This is a genomic window from Janthinobacterium saanense, from assembly GCF_014200675.1.
Classification (GTDB): Bacteria; Pseudomonadota; Gammaproteobacteria; order Burkholderiales; family Burkholderiaceae_D; genus Janthinobacterium.
The window spans coordinates 274,851-293,322 of record NZ_JACHCI010000003.1; the positions used below are offsets into that span (position 1 = coordinate 274,851).

Annotated in this window: 13 protein-coding genes; 8 read left to right on the forward strand and 5 right to left on the reverse strand. The window is 57.4% G+C overall.

The features are described from left to right. Positions 1-57: 57 nt before the first annotated feature. From HDE72_RS06290 to HDE72_RS06320, 7 genes are all read left to right on the forward strand, one after another. Positions 58-924, forward strand: a complete 867-nt coding sequence (locus tag HDE72_RS06290) for a hypothetical protein (protein ID WP_183738034.1) — start codon at positions 58-60, stop codon at positions 922-924. 92 nt (positions 925-1,016) lie between these two features. Next, entirely contained in the window at positions 1,017-3,824 is a 2,808-nt protein-coding gene (locus HDE72_RS06295; protein WP_260176539.1) for a type VI secretion system Vgr family protein, read from the forward strand. A gap of 18 nt (positions 3,825-3,842) precedes the next feature. Then, positions 3,843-6,113, forward strand: a complete 2,271-nt coding sequence (locus tag HDE72_RS06300) for a T6SS effector phospholipase Tle3 domain-containing protein (protein WP_183738036.1) — start codon at positions 3,843-3,845, stop codon at positions 6,111-6,113. Positions 6,114-6,140: 27 nt separating this feature from the next. Continuing rightward, positions 6,141-7,757, forward strand: coding sequence for a type VI lipase adapter Tla3 domain-containing protein (locus tag HDE72_RS06305; RefSeq protein WP_183738038.1), 1,617 nt, complete (start codon positions 6,141-6,143; stop codon positions 7,755-7,757). A gap of 12 nt (positions 7,758-7,769) precedes the next feature. Next, on the forward strand, positions 7,770-8,036 hold the full coding sequence (locus HDE72_RS06310) for a PAAR domain-containing protein (RefSeq protein WP_183738040.1): 267 nt from the start codon (positions 7,770-7,772) through the stop codon (positions 8,034-8,036). A gap of 87 nt (positions 8,037-8,123) precedes the next feature. Beyond that, positions 8,124-8,789, forward strand: coding sequence for a hypothetical protein (locus HDE72_RS06315; RefSeq protein WP_183738042.1), 666 nt, complete (start codon positions 8,124-8,126; stop codon positions 8,787-8,789). A 42-nt stretch (positions 8,790-8,831) separates the two neighbouring features. Then, positions 8,832-9,266 carry a DUF695 domain-containing protein gene (locus tag HDE72_RS06320; protein ID WP_183738044.1) on the forward strand — a complete coding sequence of 145 codons (435 nt, stop codon included), beginning with the start codon at positions 8,832-8,834 and terminating at the stop codon, positions 9,264-9,266. A 5-nt stretch (positions 9,267-9,271) separates the two neighbouring features. On the opposite strand, the gene bla is transcribed toward HDE72_RS06320, so the two are convergent. Together bla and HDE72_RS06330 are read right to left on the reverse strand one after the other, a co-directional pair. Further along, positions 9,272-10,162 (reverse strand): class A beta-lactamase, encoded by an 891-nt coding sequence (gene bla / locus HDE72_RS06325; RefSeq protein ID WP_183738046.1) that lies wholly within the window; start codon positions 10,160-10,162, stop codon positions 9,272-9,274. Beyond that, a complete protein-coding gene (locus HDE72_RS06330; RefSeq protein ID WP_183738048.1) occupies positions 10,155-13,151 on the reverse strand; it encodes a hybrid sensor histidine kinase/response regulator in 2,997 nt (998 codons plus the stop codon). The genes bla and HDE72_RS06330 overlap by 8 nt, the downstream gene beginning before the upstream one ends. 539 nt (positions 13,152-13,690) lie before the next feature. Between HDE72_RS06330 and HDE72_RS06335 the strand changes: the two genes are divergently transcribed. Next, positions 13,691-15,967 carry a TonB-dependent receptor gene (locus HDE72_RS06335; RefSeq protein ID WP_183738049.1) on the forward strand — a complete coding sequence of 759 codons (2,277 nt, stop codon included), beginning with the start codon at positions 13,691-13,693 and terminating at the stop codon, positions 15,965-15,967. Between the two features lie 88 nt (positions 15,968-16,055). Here the strand turns inward: HDE72_RS06335 and gluQRS are convergent, their stop codons facing one another. From gluQRS to HDE72_RS06350, 3 genes are all read right to left on the reverse strand, one after another. Further along, entirely contained in the window at positions 16,056-16,970 is a 915-nt protein-coding gene (gene gluQRS, locus HDE72_RS06340; protein ID WP_183738051.1) for a tRNA glutamyl-Q(34) synthetase GluQRS, read from the reverse strand. Between the two features lie 132 nt (positions 16,971-17,102). Next, positions 17,103-17,384: a hypothetical protein gene (locus HDE72_RS06345; protein WP_183738053.1), complete on the reverse strand. Its 282-nt coding sequence runs from the start codon at positions 17,382-17,384 to the stop codon at positions 17,103-17,105. 657 nt (positions 17,385-18,041) lie between these two features. Further along, the gene (locus tag HDE72_RS06350; RefSeq protein WP_183738055.1) at positions 18,042-18,458 is read right to left on the reverse strand and encodes a hypothetical protein; all 417 of its coding nucleotides are present in this window, start codon (positions 18,456-18,458) and stop codon (positions 18,042-18,044) included. Positions 18,459-18,472: the final 14 nt, after the last annotated feature.

An 18,472-nucleotide genomic window follows, 5' to 3' on the forward strand; every position in this document is an offset into this window, starting at 1 on the left:
GCAGGCAGGCACAGACTGGGTACAATGGTTGACACCCTCATCCATGTGAAAGCTGTTATGTTGCCTTCTCGTCTATTGCCTGCCGCCGTGTGCTTATTATTGATGGGCGGCTGCGGCAGTCTCGGCATGGAGTCGCCATCGGCAGACTATGCCGCCGCCTTTGAGCAGGCGGCCAGCCAGGACAGCATGCGCGCCGAGTGCGACTGGGGCGTGCATTACGCGCCGGTAGCAGTGCCGGGCGCCACGGTGGCCCAGTTAAAGGCGATCGCCACCAGCCGCCTGGCAGCCTTGCATTTGACGCCGGCCTGGCAACTCGATATGCCCGAGAGCCAGGCGCACAGTTTCACCGATAGCGCGCAAGACCGCGCCGGCCTGCAATTGCTGCTGAGCATAGTGCTGCCCGCGCTGGAACGGTATCCCGTCTCCGTCTTTGCGCAGACGGGCTTGCGTCATGTGGTGCTGGTGAAAGACTTGAGCGTGGACGGCCAGCGCCGGCTGGCCATGCCGGCGCCCGAAATCGATAGCGTGGTGTATGCCGACAATATGCTGGCCGCGCTGTGTCCGGCCGGCATGGAAATGCGCGTGCACCACGAGTTTTACCATTTCATCGAATACCGCCAATTCAACGATTTTTATTACCGCGACCCCGTCTGGCTGGCCCTGAATCCGCCCGACACCAAATATGGCCATGGCGGCGTGACCGCCTACGGCAAAGGCTTCCAGAACCTGGGCCACCCGCATGCCGGCATGGTCAGCATGTACGCCGAATACGGCCCTGAGGAAGACAAGGCCGAAGTGTTTGGCTGGATGATGACGCCGGCCTATGCATCGCGGCTGCAGCAATGGACCTTGACCGACACCTCCTTGCAAGCCAAGCGGCAGTTGTTGCGCGGGGTATTGAACAGTCCGGCAAATTCTTACTGAATATCAAGTTCTTCATCCGTTTCGCGTGGCATTGTCGTTGCTCTTGACTGGCTTGTGCCGTGCGCCAGTGCGTCTAGCCTGGGGAGACAGCGATGGATGGGGACAGTGCGCATTTCATGGAGCCGGGCGGTATCGCGGCGTTTGGTGCTAACCGGCCGCTACGTTTGCGCCTGGCGGCGTCGCCGGCATTGCCTGCCGGGCTATTGATACCGCAGCGTATTGCTGGCAGCGAAGCCGTGTGCGGCGGCATCGAGTATCGCGCGCTATGTTTTTCCAACCAGGCCAATCTGCCGCTGAACGCCTTGATTGCCTTGCCAGCCGCGCTCGATATCGTCACGGACCAGGGGCAGTTGCGCAGTATCTGCGGCATCGTGACGCAGGCCAGCGCCGGAGATAACGATGGTGCGCTGGCCAGCTATCAGCTAGTGCTGACGGATGCCTTCAGCATCATGGAAAAGCGCATCAATACGCGCGTTTTTCGCCGCCAGACAGATATCGACATCGTCAAGATACTGTTAGACGAATGGATACGCAGCAACACCGTGCTGGCCCATGCCTTCGATTATGTGTTTGCCGATTTCTTCGATATGCAGACTTACCCGCAGCGCGAGTTTGTCATGCAGCACAATGAATCCGATACGGCTTTTGTGCGGCGTTTGCTCAAGCGCAGCGGCGTCGCCTGGTTCTTTCGCGCCGCCGATGGACAAACCAGTCCCCATGCCGAGCCGGCGCATACCCTGGTGCTGTTCAATCACGCCGATAGTTTGCGCCAGAGCAAGGCTGGCACGGTGCGCTATCACGCGGACCGTGCCACCGAAGAGCGCGATACCCTGACTTCCTGGAGCGAGGTGCGCAAGCTACAGCCAGGCACGGTGTCCCGCCATAGCTGGAATGCCGAGCATCCGCGTGCGCGGCCGTTCATGAGTGCAGAGGCCACTGGCCAGGCCCGGCAAGGCATGCATGGCAACGCGATTGCCGCCAGCCTCGATGATTATCTGGTGCTGCCGCCGTGTGCTGCCAGGAATCATGATGCTTTATGCCGGTTAGGTGAGCTGGCGATGCAGCGCCATGATTACGAGAGCAATTGTTTTCATGCAAAAGGCAGCGTGCGCGACCTGTGTGCCGGTGAATTCTTTAGCCTGACTGAACATCCCGATATCGATGCACTGCCCGGGACCGAGCGCGATTTCGTCGTCACTTCCTTGCGGGTAGCGGCACAGAATAATCTGCCCAGGGAACTTGCTGCCAGGGTAGCGCGCCTGTTCATGCGCAACCGCTGGCTGACGGAGGGCGAAACGCAGTCGCAGCGTGAATTGGCGGCGGGCGTGGATGCCGGGCCATTACGCATGCAGATAGAATTGACGGCCGTGCGGCGCGGTGTCGCGATCGTTCCCGCCTATGATCCCCGCGCCGACTTGCCGGCTGTCACCATGCAAAGCGGGGTCGTCGTCGGGCCCGCCAATGAAGAGGTGTATTGCGATGCCCACGGCCGCGTCAAAGTACGTTTCCCTGCCACGCGCCCGATCGATCATCAGCATGCCAGCGGGGCGGGCGCGTCGGACACCGATGCCGATTCGGCCTGGGTGCGTGTCGCTTCCAGCTGGGCTGGCAACGGCCCTGGCAGCGCGCAGCAATGCGGTTACCTGGGCTTGCCACGCGTGGGCAGCGAAGTGTTGCTGGACTTCCTGGGTGGCGATCCGGACCGGCCGATGATCGTCGGCCAGTTGTACAACCACAGTGCCCAGCCCATTGCCTTGAGCCGGGCAGGCGAGTTGCCGGGGAACCGGTATTTGTCCGGCATCAAGAGCCGTGAAATCAAGGGTACGCGCGCCAATCAGCTGCGCTTCGACGATACCCAGGGCCAGATCAATGCCCAGCTTGCCAGCGAGCATGGCACCAGCCAGCTCAACCTGGGCTGGCTGACGCAAGACCGGCGCAACGGCAGTGGCGAGGCGCGGGGCGAGGGGGCGGAATTGCGTACCGATGAGCAACTCGCTTTGCGGGCTGGCAAGGGCATGTTGATCTCTGCCTGGAAACGCGTGAATGGCGATGGTGGGCATTTGTCCCGCAGCGAGTATCTGGGCCTGATGGAAAACTGCCTTCAGCTTTTCCGTTCGCTGGGGAAATATGCCGCCGCCCACCAGGCGCTGGACAATGATGAAGCGCCGCAGCAGGCCCTGCAGCAAAGCTTGAAAAGCTGGGAGGGCGGCAGCAATACCGAGCCGCGCGCCGAGCCGGGTGGCGCGCCTGTGATCGCCGTCACGGCGCCGGCCGGCATCAGTTTTGCCAGCTCGAAAGCCATCATCAGTTATGCCGCAGGGAGTATCGACACGGTGGCGCAGCAGCATTGGCAAGCGGTTGCCGGCCAGCGTTATAGCGTGAATGCGGGCAAGGGTATTTCCCTGTTCGCGCATGCGGACGGTATCCGTGCGATTGCCCATCATGGCAAATTTCTGTTGCAGAGCCAGCATGACGATATGGACCTCAACGCAGGCAAAAGCCTGAAGCTGACGGCCAGCGACGGCAAGCTGACGGCCATGGCCGATGAAATCGTCCTCATTTCCAAGCATGGCGCCTTTATCCGCATCGGCGATGGCATCACTTTTGGCAGCAAGTCGCCGCTGAAATTCAATGCGCCCAATTTCGTCTTCAATGATCCGCAAAGCATGGAAGTGCAATTGCCCGCCTTTTCCGACGGCAAGGCGGATCAGCAATTCATGTTTCAGTACGAAGGCGATGACAGCCAGGAACCGCAGTTGGCGCCGCAGGCGCATTTTGACGTGAAGCTCGGCGATGGGTCATCGGCAAGCGGGCGCAGCGATGGGGCTGGCAAGACAGACGTGCTGGAGCGTGCCGCGATGCACCTGGCCGGCATCGAAGTGTTCAATAACAAGGATTGAGAACATGGGGAGGCAAGCATGGGAACATATCCGAAAATGCCGTATGTGGTAGGCGAGGAGGTGGGCATCCTGCATTGCGAACGCAGCGTGTGCAAGAAGGTCAGGATACGCCGCAATTTGCCCGGCAATATCATCGTCACCCATGGCGTCAATGACGTGGGCGTCAGCTACAAGGCGGTGGAAGACGGCTTGTGCGCGGGCCTGGCCGCCAGGCTGGGGCGCCCTTTCCATCCTGCCAGTTATCGCATGCCGGTGGACGCAGATCAACACAAGCTGGAAGATGATCCCGATGCCGTGTTCTTCAAGCGCAGCGTAGCCAAGGATACCAATAGCCCGGTGATTCCGTTTTACTGGGGCTACCGCGAAGTCGAGGGCAAGAGCAGCACCATGCGCGGCCAGTTCATTGACCGCTATGGCAACCGCCTGGACAAGGATTTGTCGAAGGAGGGCGGCCCCTTCGGCAACGCCACCAGCAGCTTGCCCGATATGTGGCGCAGGGGCATGTATGCACCGGTCGATCCCGTGGGCGATCCCTTGCGCCCGCTCAGGACGGCGCCCGGACGTATGTATATGGTGCTGGCGGCCCAGCGTCTGGCGGCATTGATTTCCATGATCCGCGATTACGATGAACAGGATACCGTCAGCATCGTGGCGCATAGCCAGGGCTGTTTGCTGTCCTTGCTGGCGCAAGCCATGCTGATGGAAAAGGGACTGGCGCCGGCCGATAACCTGATCCTGACGCATCCGCCTTACAGCCTGGTGGACAATCTTCCCATGCTGATGAAGGTGGCCAGTTCTCTCGATGGCGGGGAAGATGCGGCGATGAAACCGTATTACGGTTTGCTTGATGGCGGACAGACGCTGTCTGCTCGCCTGAAAACGCTGGTCAATATCGTGGCGGGCGTGGCGAAAGGCGATGGTAAAGCCTGCCTTCCTTCTTTTGCTGACTTGAAAGCCGACCAGCATCGTGGCATGGTTGGCAGCAACTGGCAAAGCGCGGCGGACCGTGACAACCGCCGCAAGGTGTATCTGTATTTCTGCCCTGAAGACATGACGGTGGCGCTCGATAATATCCAGGGCATCGGCTGGGATGGCGTGCCCGATAGCGTGGCCGGCAGCGAGCTGGCAATGGAAGATCAAACATATGGCATGGATGGCATGGTGTACTCAACTGGCCGGTCTGAGCTGGTGACGCGTCCCCATGTACGTAAGGCATTGTCGGAGTTGGGCAGCAGGTTTTATCAGCGGGTGTTCAGTGCAAAGGCCAGGCTGGACCCGCTCACGGGAAAGACGGGAGTATCGCTGGTCGGCAAGGCGCCGCCTTTTGATTTCCCCTTGCGCCTGGCGACGGAAACGGAACAGTCGCATGTGGAAGCTTCGCTGCGCGGCAACCGTGCCTCGCACAAGAAAGTGGCCTGGCCGCTTGACACTAAACTCGGCAAGGACGAACAGCGCAATGGCGTGCGCACCATCACCGGTGAAGCCTTGACACAGCCGGTGCCGGCCGACTTGCGTGGCGCGTCGCAAATCGATCCGGCAAATATTCCTGCAACGTCCATGATGAGCAACCGGCGCCCGCAAGACCAGGGGCCGGCCGAGATGGTCGATCCCTGCGACGCACCCGTGGCACTGACCAGCGGGCGCGGCTTGCAGGCCATGAGCGAAGAACGCCCCGATCCGGCCGGATACCGGCGCTTTCCCGAGCGAGACGAACCGGTGCGCCAGGCGGAACTGGCGCAGATGACGCTCGCCTACAACAAGGAAAAGAAGCTCGATGACAAGGGAGTACTCAATCAGCGCACGGTGACCGCCGCCGTGCGCAAGACGAATGGCACCGTCCTGGCGGTGATCCAGGAAAGCCCGAACGAGGCGCGCCTGCGCTGGCAGCGTGAAGTGAGCCCCAAATCCTTCCATAGTTCGATCATCGGCAGCGAAAAGAATCACCGCCAGGTGACGGCCTACGACGTGGCGATTGGCAGCGGCAAGGCTTCGTCCGACCCGCAGTTTTATGCTTATTTGTGTGCGGTGGCGGATTGGCGGGTGAAGGTGCCCAAGAAAAATGAAGCGCCAAGAGAGGGGATCCTATTGTGGAGTCGATTTTGTACTTTGTACTCATCGTATTTAGGTGTTGAACCAGCATGGCGAAAGATGGTTATTGAGGGAGGCGCTAACTATTACAACACCGGGATATTGCCACCAAGCTTGCCGCTGTTGTCCGGTGCCTTATGGGAGATCGTGGTATCTGAAACGCGAGACAGGAAGGTCGTTACTGGCAAGTCTAAAAAGTAACAATGACTCTTTAAAAAGGTGATGGCAATGATGATACGTTGGCTTGGTATATCAGTGGTAGTCGTTATGCTGTTTTTTGTGGTCTTGTGGTTAGGTGCTTTGTCGAAAAGCCAGGCACGTGAAATCGCCGTGCAAAGGCAGACAAAAGAAATCAAAGTACAAATGGACGAGGGCAAGGAGTATGTGCTGGAAATTATCGGCTTTGGCGTGACGCTTGATAAATACCGGCAAGCCAAATTATGGGAAGCCCTGCAAAAGGGAAGTGCTTACACCAGCATACGCGAACAGGATCCCAATAAATATCCGTGGACCGGAATGGACAAGAATAGCCAGGGCGGTGGCAGGGCATGCGATGCCTTGGAAAATGGGGCTAACTTTACGCCCATGTATTGGGGCTTGCCATCGCTCTTTGCCGGTACGCCTATCCTGGATCCCGATGAACAGCCAAGCATGGAAAACCCAATGGCAGGCCTGGTGGCGGGGGCTAGTACGATAGGGTTACCCTTTCATTTATTCTCAATTGGCCCTTGGAAACTGGATGAGCGGCCTGATCGTTTGCTGATAGAAGCGTTTGATTTTTTTGACCGGCACCCTGACGTACCCTATCTGCTGGTTCATTCTGAAGATAGTCCGGGTACCCGTGATGGTAATAGTCAGCCTGGTGATCCGATGAAATTGAAAGATGGTTATTACATCCCGGACATGCCAGACGCCACGGCAGTGTTTGTGCTGGCACGCCGTGAGAGAGTGGATCCCTTGCGTCCGTTTGTATGGGAGGATCCCGAGAACAAGTTTTTGCAAGAGAAATTCAAATCGATGTATTACGACTTGAAAAGTGCGCTGGCAAAACCGGATAAAAAACTAGGTGAGAATTTTTCTCCCATGTCCCGTCAACCCACCGTCAGCGAATGGCTCTCCGCTGCCGCGGCCTTTGCCCGGCGTCCCGATATCCGGGGTGTCGGACTACACGCGTTCGACAAGATCAATCCCTGGTTAAACCGTCCGCCACAGGACTGGAAGCCGACACCGTGGTTTCCTATTCCGTGGAACCGCGAACAGATGGAGACTTTCGATCGTTTGCCTACCTTCGGTTTTGTGCATCGGCCAGTCTTCGTCAAGTTCACGGATGAGCAGGGCAAGCCTGTCACCCGGCGCGACGAGCGTCAGAAGCTGTTCAACGCGGGCTGGCAGCAAGCCTTGCAAACCTTGCCGGAAGTCCAGCGTAGCAAAGGGCCGGCGCGCATCGTGGCGGGCATGGGGCAGCAGAAGGAGCAGTTGTTGATGCTCGAAAGCATGTTGCATGAGTATGCTGCCCAGGGCGGTCCGGAAATCGATAGCAGCAAGGGCACGCAGTTCATCAACACCGATCTTCGCCTGGGCAATACGGGATCGGCCAGCTGGTTCATGCAAATGGCCATCGGCGTGATGGGCAGCTACCGTGACGGTGGCGCCAGTGCCGCCATCAATTTGCGCGACCGTAACGAAGCCAGCATCATTTTTGTGACACCGCCCCCGGACAGCAAACGCAAGCAGCAGGATGAGGGCGGTGATATCTTCCGTAGCCGGATTACTCCCGCCATCGACCCGGCCAACTATGTGGCGCCGTCAGTAGAAGCCTTGCTGCAAGAGCAGGCCTTAAAATAGTCGGGAGAAAAGATGCGCAAAGTCATACGTCTGGGGGACGCCACTACGCATGGCGGCAAGGTGCTCAGCTGTGCCGCCACGCACTTCACGGTCGACGGTATCGCCGTCGCCTGTGTTGGCGATCTGTGCAGTTGCCCCATCAAGGGACACCAGGGCTGCACGATTGCCAGCGGTTCGGCACGGCATGCCATCAATGGCATCGCTGTGGCTTTTGAGGGCGATAGCACCAGCTGCGGCGCCAGGCTGATTGCTGGCGGCGTCAATTACCGTTCCTCCTGACAGCGTGGCGTCACGGCATCACCCGCTGGCGCTATAATCTGCGCACTGGGCCGTGCCCGCTCTTGATCCCTCTGCTAAAGGAATGACATGCCAGCATGCCTCGTGCGCCCCGCAGCGCTTTTTGTCTTGTCGGCTGCCCTGGTATCGGCCAGCGCTGTTGCCGATGACGTGACGGCGACCGCCGCAGAGCGCGCGTCGCTGTTGCAGTTTTATGGACAGCAATACCCGGACCAGCCGGCTGCGCGCAGCGTGTTCCAGAGCGTGCCGGTGGTGGGTGGCCATCTGCGCGAGCTGGTGGGCAGCGTGGAAACGGCGCCGTATCGGGGACATGGCGCGCTGTGCCGTACGCAGCGCACGAAATTCGTGCTGCAGGGAAGCGGTAAACAAGAACGCTGGCAAGAGGCGGGCATCGAGTATTACGCCTGGCTGGACCGTGGCACTTGCCGGCCCGTGGCCGAGCCGGTGCGCTTGCTGCAGCGCGTGCCCGACACGGAGCTGGAAGGTGTCTTGCTGTACCAGAAGCCGCTGCTGGAACGGGCGCGCTTGTTGATGGCGGGCAATACCGCCTGTGCGCCGCTGCGCGCGCTGAAGTTCAGCCTGGCGGCGGTCGATGTGGGGTCGTCCGTGCGCCATGATGAAGAGCGTTATGCGCTGGTGTTCAAGAGCGACCGCAACAGTTATGCACGGGTCTGGCTGCGCAAGAGCGGCGGGCAATATGAGGCCTGGAATGTGACTTGTCCGCCGATGCTGTAAGCTGCGTGCCTGTTATTGATACTCACACTGAATCTTGCACTTATGAACCCGAATTCCACTTCCGCCCGCAGCTGGGGCACCATCGTGACGCATAGCGACGAGATGGCCATCATTTACCGCTATGTCGATACTTTCCATGACGACTGGGACTTGTCGTCGCAGCCTGACCGTATCATCCTCGCCTGGCGTTATGAAGATGAAACCGGCATGCCGGCGCCGAATGAACGCGAACATATGGAAGAGCTGGAAGCGGCGCTGGAACCGGTGGTTGAACAGGATGGCTTTGCCACCCTGGCGCTGGTGTCGACCGGCGAAAACCTGCGTGAATGGATTTATTACACGCAGTCGGGCGAAGACTTTTTCAACCGCCTCAACAAGGCGCTGGCTGACCGTCCGAAGTTCCCGATTGAAATTCGCAGCGCCTCCGATCCCGCCTGGGCTACCTATTCCGGCTTCATGGCCGCGCTGCCCAAGTAAAGTTGTTACGTCAGCGCGCTCACCACGATGCGCGTCGCTGCCGTGATGATGGTCTGGTTGGTTGGCGCATCTGCCTGTTCGCGCGTGTAGTACACGGCGATCACCAGCGGCGCGCCGCTCACCGGCCAGGCCACACCAATATCGTTGACGGTGCCGTAGGCGCCCGAGCCTGTTTTATCGGCGACGCTCCAGCCGGCAGGTACGCCGGCGCGGATGCGCTGGTCGCCGGTCAGGTTGCCGCGCATCCATGTTTCCAGTTGCTGGCGCTGCGGCGCAGGCAAACTACTCCCCAACAATAATTGCTGCAAGCTGTGCGTCATCGAGGCGGGGCTGGTCGTATCGCGCGTTTCACCCGGAATCGCGCTATTGAGTTTCGTTTCCCAGCGTTCCAGCTGGAATACCGGGTTGCCGATGCTGCGCGCAAAAGCCGTGACGGCTTGCGGGCCGCCCAGTAGTTTCATCAGGAAATTTGCAGCGCTGTTGTCGCTGTGTTGCAGGGTGGCAGCGCACAGTTCCGCGACTGTCATGCCATCGGTCAGGTGTTCCTCCGTCAGTGGCGAATAGGTGACCAGGTCCTTGGCCGTATAGCGTATGGTTTTTTGCAGCAAGCCTTGCTCGCTGACGCTGCGGGCCAGCACGGCGGCTGCCAGCATGGCCTTGAAAGTGCTGCACATGGGAAAGCGCTCGTCGGCCCGGTGAGCGATGCGTGCGCCGCCGTCCGTGCGCCAGGCGGAAACGCCCAGACGCCCACCGGCTTGTTGCTCCAGCGCCGCCAGTTGCGCGTGGGCGGCAGCGGGCGTGGTGGCAGCCAGCAATGCGCCGGATGGGAGCAAGAGGGCGGCGCCGGCGGCCAGCAGATACTGGCGGCGTTGTGCGTTGGAAAGGGTATCAGTCATGGTCGCTTCGATGATGGGAGATGGATAGGGTGGCCAGCAATTCGGTGATCGCTTGCAGCTTGGCCGGTTTGGTCAAATGATGGTCGAAGCCGGCCGCGCTTGAGCGGCTGCGGTCGTTTTCCGCGCCCCAGCCGGTCAGCGCGACCAGTACCAGTTGCGTGCCTGCCGGCGTCTGGCGCAGCGTGCGCGCCACGTCGTAACCGCTCATGCCGGGCAGGCCGATATCGAGGAAGACCACGTCGGGCGCAAATTGCGGCGCCACGGCCAGCGCCTGGAGGCCATCGTGGGCCACTTGGGTTGCATGGCCCATCATGTCGAGCACGGCCGCCAGGGTCTCGGCCGCATCGATATTGTCATCGACCACCAGCACGCGGAAGTGCTGTTGTGGTGCGGTAGATGCTGGCTCTTCGTCGGTAGGCATCACCGGCAAAGTGGCTGCCAGCGGCAGGCGCACGGTAAACGTGCTGCCCTGGCCGGCGCCGGCGCTATTGGCCGTGGCGCTGCCGCCATGCAATTGCGCCAGGCGCCGCACCAGCGACAGGCCGATGCCCAGGCCGCCCTGGGCGCGGCCCATGTTTTGTCCCACTTGCGTGAACATCTCAAAGATGGTGTCCAGCGCGTCGGCGGGGATGCCGATGCCGGTGTCGCCTATTTCGATGACGGCATCAGCGCCATCGCGTTTTGCACTGACCGTGATGTGGCCGCCTGCTGGCGTGTATTTGGCGGCATTGTTGAGCAGATTGCCCAGTATTTGCGCCAGACGGGTCGGGTCGGCGTCGAGCGGCAGCGCCTGTTCATCGAGTTCGACCTGCAACTGGTGCCGGTTGGCGTCGATCAGCGGCATGCCCGTTTCCACCGCGGCGGCGATCACGGTTTTCAGTTCCAGCCTTTCTAGCTTGAGTTCGATCTGCCCGCGCGTGATACGGGCCACGTCGAGCAAGTCATTCACCAGGTGCACCATCTGGTTGACCTGCCGCTCCATGACGTCGCGCACGCGCGTGACCGTGGCGGGCTGGTCGGCCGCCAGGCGCATGATTTGCAAACCGTTGCGGATGGGCGCCAGCGGATTGCGCAATTCGTGCGCCAGGGTGGCCAGGAATTCGGTCTTGCGTTTGTCCATTTCGGACAGATTGTCGGCCAGCTGGCGCAGTTGCCGCTCTGAACGTTTGCGCTCGGAAATATCGCTGAACAGCACGGCCAGCTTGCGGCTGCCGGCGTCACCCAGGCGCGCCGCGAAAATATCGAACCAGCGGTCCATCGCATGCGCTTCGTTTTCATAGCGCACAGGCTGGCCTGTCTTGAGCACCTGGTCATACAGGGTGAACCAGTGCTGGTCGTGATCGGGCACCATTTCGCGTATCGTGCGGCCGATGGCGTTTTCCAGGCCGGACTGCTTGACGAAGGCGGCGTTGCCTTCCAGGTAGCGGAAGTCGATCGGATGGCCATCGTCGTCATACAGCATTTCAATGATGCAGAAAGCCTGGTCCATCAACGCGATCAGGGTGCTGTAGCGTTCTTCGCTGCGGCGCAGCGCATCTTCCACCTGTTTCTGGCGCGTAATGTCGAGTATGACGCCCGGCAATTGCAAGGGTCTGCCATCGGAACCGTATTCGACCCGGCCCCGCGCCAGCACATGGCGGTAATGGCCGTCAACGCCCAGCACGCGGTAGTCGGCCTCGAAGGGCTGGTGCTGCTCTATCGCCAGCCTGATCAGTGTGTCCAGCCGTGCCCGGTCGTCAGGGTGGATCAGTTCCAGATAGTGTGCCAGCGGCTGTGCCGGCTGCGTGGTGTCGACGGCAAACAGACGCGCCATATTACTGTCGGCCGTGACCCTGTCGGCCGCGATATCCCAGTTCCAGATGGCCACTTCGCCAGCGGCCAGGGTCAGGCGCAAGGCTTCTTCATTTTGCTTGCTGATGGTGAGATCGAGCGAGATGCCGGATAGCGTGATCACCTTGCCGGCCCCATCGCTGGTGCAACTGCCGCGCAGATGCACCCAGTGCAGCGAGCCGTCCGGCCAGCGCACGCGCACCTCGATTTCGAAATCGCTGGCAGAAGCAATTGCCGCGTGGACCACTGCGCGCCAATGTGTCTGGTCGCCGTCGAGCATGGCGGCTGTCAGGCGCGGATAGTCGATGCTGGCATCTGTTGGGAAACCGAAGTTGGCCTTGCAGGCGTCGGAACATTCCATGCTGCCACTGCCCAAATCAATTTCCCAGGTGCCCATGCGGCCACCCTGCATGGCCAGGCGCAAGCGCTGTTCCGTCTGGCGCTGCTCCGTCACGTCGCAATGCGAACCTACCCATTCGCGGATGCCGCCATCGGGACCGTAGATGGGCAGCATGCGCACCACCACGTTGCGGTAGGCGCCGCTCACATGGCGCAGCCGGTATTCGGCTTCAAACACGCTGCTCAGGTTCGATGGCATGACGTAGGGCAAGCTCCTGTCGTCGGGATGCAGGGCGTTCAGCCAGCCGCGCCCCATCAGCTCGGCTTCGCTCTGGCCTGTATAGGCGCGCCAGCTGGGCTGGTCCGCATCGAATTGGCCAAAGCTGCGGGTGCTCCAGACGATATCGCAGTGGGCGCCCAGCAAGAGGCGCGCGCGCTGTTCGCTTTCGGCCAGATGGCGGGCGGCGCTCAAGGGGCCGCTGATGTCATGCAGGATGGCCAGCACGCTGGCCCCGCCATTCTGCGGCGCCGGCAGGAGCGTCAGCCTGGCTTGCCATTGCGTACCATCGCCTGCCAATCTGGTGGTCCATTCTGCCGCGCCGCTATCCCAGGCGCGCTGCAAAACCTGCCCGGCTGCCGCGCGGTGTTCGCTGGTCCATAGTTGCGGCCAATCTGTGCCCAGCAGGCAAGAGCGCGCAGCCGCATTGGGTGCGCCGATGGCGCCATGGATATCGATGGTAAACATCGGATCGGCGCTGTGCTCATAGGCATGCCAGGCGGGGGAGGAGGGAGCGCTGTCGGGCTGGCTGATTTGGGGCATGAGAGCTAGGTATTGGTGCAGCACAGTGTATCCGCACTAGATAAGGGCATGGCTGAGCCGGTATGGCTATGCCGATATTACAACGATTTAGCTTCCTGGGCCTGTCCTGCAAACTGGCAGTGCTGTATGAATATCTGATGGCTCCTGTCAAGAAAAATCGCAAAAATCGCAAAAATGCCTATTTTTTGTGCAAATTGTGGCTGAATAACCACTAGTAAGCCATTTCTTATTGTCGATTAAATATTTCAGATAACAATATTCTTGCAGCGCATAAGGTGCTTGAATTAAATTGGCGCCTTGCTTGAAAGTTGGCGTTGATCAGACATCCCAGAGATGCGGCCAGGACCGCTGCCGTGACCACGGCAAGCGAGGCAGAGCCAGTGACGCCGAGAGTGGGGGGACACCCGCTCGCGCTGCCGCACCACGAAGGTGCAGGCCTATATAAACAGACAATAGCGACAGCGCCGCACAGAAGAAATCCCGGAGACAAGTTTGCAGAACAGGTTACGTCAATTTTATTTAAACTTCTGGGAAACATCATGATCAAAATGTCCAAGATGCATAAGCGGCTATGCGCCAAAAGCGCTGCTGTGCTGGCACTGTCCGCTGCCTTGCCTATGGCTACGGCCTACGCTGACGAAGTTGCTGCTGCGCCTGCAGCCATTAGCAGCGATGCGGCACCTGCCGCCGCTACCGATGCTGCTGCGCCTGCAGCCGGTCAACTGGAAACAGTGACCGTGACGGCCCAGCGCCGCAAGGAAAACATCCGCGACGTGCCTGTTTCCGTATCCTTGTTGCGTGACGAAAAGCTGGACGTGCTGGTTTCCGGAGGTCAGGACATCCGCATGCTGGCCGGCAAAGTGCCTAGCCTGAACGTGGAGTCGTCGAACGGCCGTACCTTCCCGCGCTTCTACATCCGCGGCTACGGCAATACCGACTTCAACATCTTTGCTTCGCAGCCTGTTTCCCTGATTTACGACGACGTGGTGCAGGAAAACCCTATCCTGAAAGGCTACCCGCTGTTCGACGTGGCTGGCGTGGAAGTCTTGCGTGGTCCACAAGGTACTTTGTTTGGCCGCAACACGCCCGCTGGCGTGGTCAAGTTTGAATCGGTCAAGCCTAACCTGGACAAGGTCGAAGGTTATTACAACGTTTCCACCGCTACCCACAACACCAGCAACTTTGATGGCGCCGTGAACGTGCCGCTGAGCAACGAATGGGCGATGCGTTTCTCGACCCTGCGCCAGCACCGCGACGATTATGTCGATAATACTTTCACGGGTCAGAAAAACGCCCTGGACGGTTACAACGAACACGCCGAGCGCGTGCAATTGTTGTACGCACCGACCGGCAGCGGCTTCAATGCCCTGTTCAATGTGCATCAACGCGCAACCTCCGGCAGCGCGCGCCTGTTCTTCGCGAACTTGATGAATAAAGGCAGCAACGATATCGTCGCTGGTTTCGATCCGACCAAGATCAGCATCAATGCACCGAACTTCCAGAGCCTGAGCACCAATGGCGCCAGCGCGCGCCTGAGCTGGGATCTGGACGGCATCAAGCTGTATTCGATCACCGGCTTCGAGCACGTCGGTCAATATGCATCGCATGGCGACATCGATGGCGGCACACCGAACGGTCCGGGTTTCATCCCATTCCAGGTTGAAACACAAGGCGGTATCACCAGCGTAAAACAGTATTCGCAAGAATTCCGCGCTGAATCGAAAAATGCTGGTCCGCTGAACTGGCAGGCAGGCTTGTACTATTTCAATGAAGATGCCAACGGTTATTCGGACGCTTATTTCCCTGACACCCATTTGCTGCAAAATCATTTGGCCAGCCGCCAAAAGAATACGGCGTGGGCGACCTTTGGTTCGGTCAACTATGCTGTCAGCGATGACTTCATGCTGCGTGGTGGCTTGCGCTACACCAAGGACAAGAAAGATTTCAATACGGTTGCCGCCGACAACATCACACAAGTTGGCCCAACCAGCGCCGATGTCAGCAAAGGCAAAATCAACTGGGACTTGAGCGGCACCTACAAGTACAACAAGGACGTGAACTTCTACGGCCGTATCGCCACCGGTTTCCGCGCACCGAGTATTGCGCCAGCCAGCGATAAAGTACCTGTGACCATCGCTAATGCAGAAACCATCACTTCGTACGAAGCCGGTATCAAGGCTGACCTGTTTGACCGCCGTGCACGTCTGGCGTTCAGCATCTACGATTACCAGATCAAGAACCAGCAGCTGACGGTAGTGGGCGGCGATTCGAACGTGACGCGTTTGATCAATGCAGCCAAAACGAATGGCCGCGGCGCGGAACTGGAACTGGAAGGTTTCGTGACGCCTAGCCTGAAGATGTCCTTCGGCGGCAGCTACAACTTTACGGAAATCAAGGATCCGACCCTGGCGGTCGCCAAGTGCGCCAGCTGCACGGTGCTGAACCCGATCAACGCTGCCGGCAACGTCGTCATCAATGGCAACCCGCTGCCACAAGCGCCGAAATGGACCTTGACCGCTACCGGCCGCTACTCGATCCCGATGGAAAATGGCGAGATCTTCGTCTTCACGGATTGGTCGTACCGCAGCGAAATCAACTTCTTCCTGTACCAGTCGACCGAGTTCACCGGCAAACCGTTGCTGGAAGGTGGCTTGCGCACCGGTTACACCTGGGATGCTGGCAAGTATGAAGTGGCCTTGTTCGGCCGCAACATCACCAACACCCGCCGCGTAACCGGCGCCATCGACTTCGACAACCGGACCGGCTTCATCAATGATCCGCGTCAATGGGGTGTGCAGTTCAAGGGCAATTTCTAATTGCCCAACTTCAGGCGCCAGCTCAGGCTGGCGTCTGCTTTGACCCGCTGCCGGCTCGCGCCGCAGCGGGTTTTTTTATGGCTTGGTTTTACTTGGGCAAGTGCGACAGCCGTTGCGCCCAGGCGGGTATCGCTTGCCGCCAGAAGTCGTCAATGTTGTCCGCGCGCACGTCGAGACCAAGAAAACGCGCCGTCGGCAGCAGCGCTGCCGACAGCAAGGTGGCCGCCTCCATACCCGTATCGAAGGCCAGCGCACCGGTCTGCTTGGACAGCTTTTCACCGAGCTCATTATTGACGACCGGCACATGCATGAACTGTGGCTGGGGCAAGCCCAGCACTGCTTGCAGATACAGCTGGCGCGGCGTGGAGTCGAGCAGGTCGGCCCCGCGCACTATGTGCGTGATCGCCTGCGCGCCATCATCGACCACCACTGCCAATTGATAGGCCCAGAAACCATCGCCGCGCAGCACGATAAAGTCGCCCACCTCGGCGCTGATATCCTGCTGTTGTTGGCCTTGCCAGCGGTCGATAAAACGGTAGGTAGCGTGGGTAGCCTGCGGCACGCGTAGCCGCAAGGCCCGCGCTTCCTTGCCCGGCGCCAAGCCATGCCGGCAGGTGCCTGGATATACGGCGACGCCATTCTTGGTCACACCCGCCCGCAAGTTCGAATCGGCAATTTCCTTGCGCGAACAGCCACACGCATACACGAGGCCATCGTCTTTCAAGCGCTGCAGCGCCGCCTGATATAGTGGCAAGCGCCGGCTCTGCCACGTCGCCTCTCCATCCCAATGCATCCCACAGCGCTGCAAACTGGCCAGTATCGCCATGTCGGCGCCCTCGACATTGCGGTCATAGTCCAGGTCCTCGATACGCAGCAACCACGTCCCCTGATGCACCTTCGCATCGAGATAACTGGCCATGGCGGCAACGAGTGAGCCCATGTGCAAGGGGCCGGAGGGGGAGGGGGCGAAGCGGCCGATGTAGGGGGCGGTGGGAACAGTCATGCGGGTAAATATGTTTGACAAGAATGTGCTGCTGTTACTTTACGGGATGGCTTGATCTACGGAGCGGTAGGGTAAGTATCGTTCAGAGTGAAAACCAAGTCAAATCGAAACCTGATGGTTTTACTTTATATTTTATCTGTGGTAATTGGATTTAATAATCTTATTTTTATCTTTTGATATGGTGTAGGTAACCGAACGGCCTAAAGAAGTTTTTCCACCCAAAATTCTCTCTCCTTTAGCAAGATTTGGATTGAAAGTTATTTTAATTTCTTCACCGTTGTCTTGTATTTGTATCGTGAAGTCATTAATATTTGTTTGTTCTTTTTTAAATTCCGTATATGCTATAAGTAGTCTTTCAATATGTTTTCCTGATATTTTTTCAAATTTTTCAGTTAATTCATTTTCATTATTCATATTTCCAGAATTTTTAAAAATATTATTTCAGATGAGGATATGAGGCGAAATTTGCCTTCATGCTTTCGCAGTTTTAGTTATTTTTTGATGAGTAATATTTATTATTTTTGGTATTTCGATGATGTTGTTTTGTAAATTTCTTATGAGTATTCCAAAAAGGCGGATGCTGCCGATGTTTTTATGTCGTATCTGACACTAATCTTTCCCCAGTTATATATAAAAATTATATTCGATAACCCTTCAAGAATGCCTTGTTCTTTTGACTTATATCGTATCATCCGTGGAATTGCCATTTTTTCTATGGAAGTGGGGATTGATTTTTCTGTTTACTGTCAATGATTTAACTAACCCTTTTTTTTCATTTATGATGAAAGATTCTATAAAAATACTATTTATAAAGAAACTCACAGTAAAATGATATTTGTTAAATTTCATATTCTCTGGTTTTATGTGAAAATATTTATTAATATTGGTGAGAATTTCTCTGATTGATATTTTTTTTGATAGTATCGTAATTTCATCAATGATGAAGGCTCCATCGGAGAACTGAAATCCATATCTTTTCAATTTTGTAATGTATTATAATAATTATGTTGTTGGAATTTTATTATGATGATATTTTTTTATGAAAAATGATTTGGTGTGGTTTGCGTAATTTTAGCATATTAAAATGTGCTCTATATCTTTGTATGTCTCTGAAATTTCCTCATTGCAATAGTGGGAATCATTTAATTCTCGCCATGATGTTCCTGGTATATTTTTATTTTTATTATGAAATCTGTTTGCTAGAACAACTACAATGCTTCCCCTGTTTGGCCAGTCGCTGGCGCTTATTTTTTTAATAAAATTTCCTTTTTTCATTTCGCTCAGCAGAATTGCTATTAATTTTTCAGGAATATTTTTTATCTCTTTAATCCACTCATTTTTTTCTGTATAAGTTTTATTTTCTCTGCATATTTCTTCAATGTATTCATTGTTTTCTGTCTCAATGGCATCTTTATTCCATTCAGTTGGAGGGGAGAAAATGTATGAGGGCTTATTATCTAAACTATTGTTTTTCCAATGTCCTTTCATTGTTATTCTCCAAT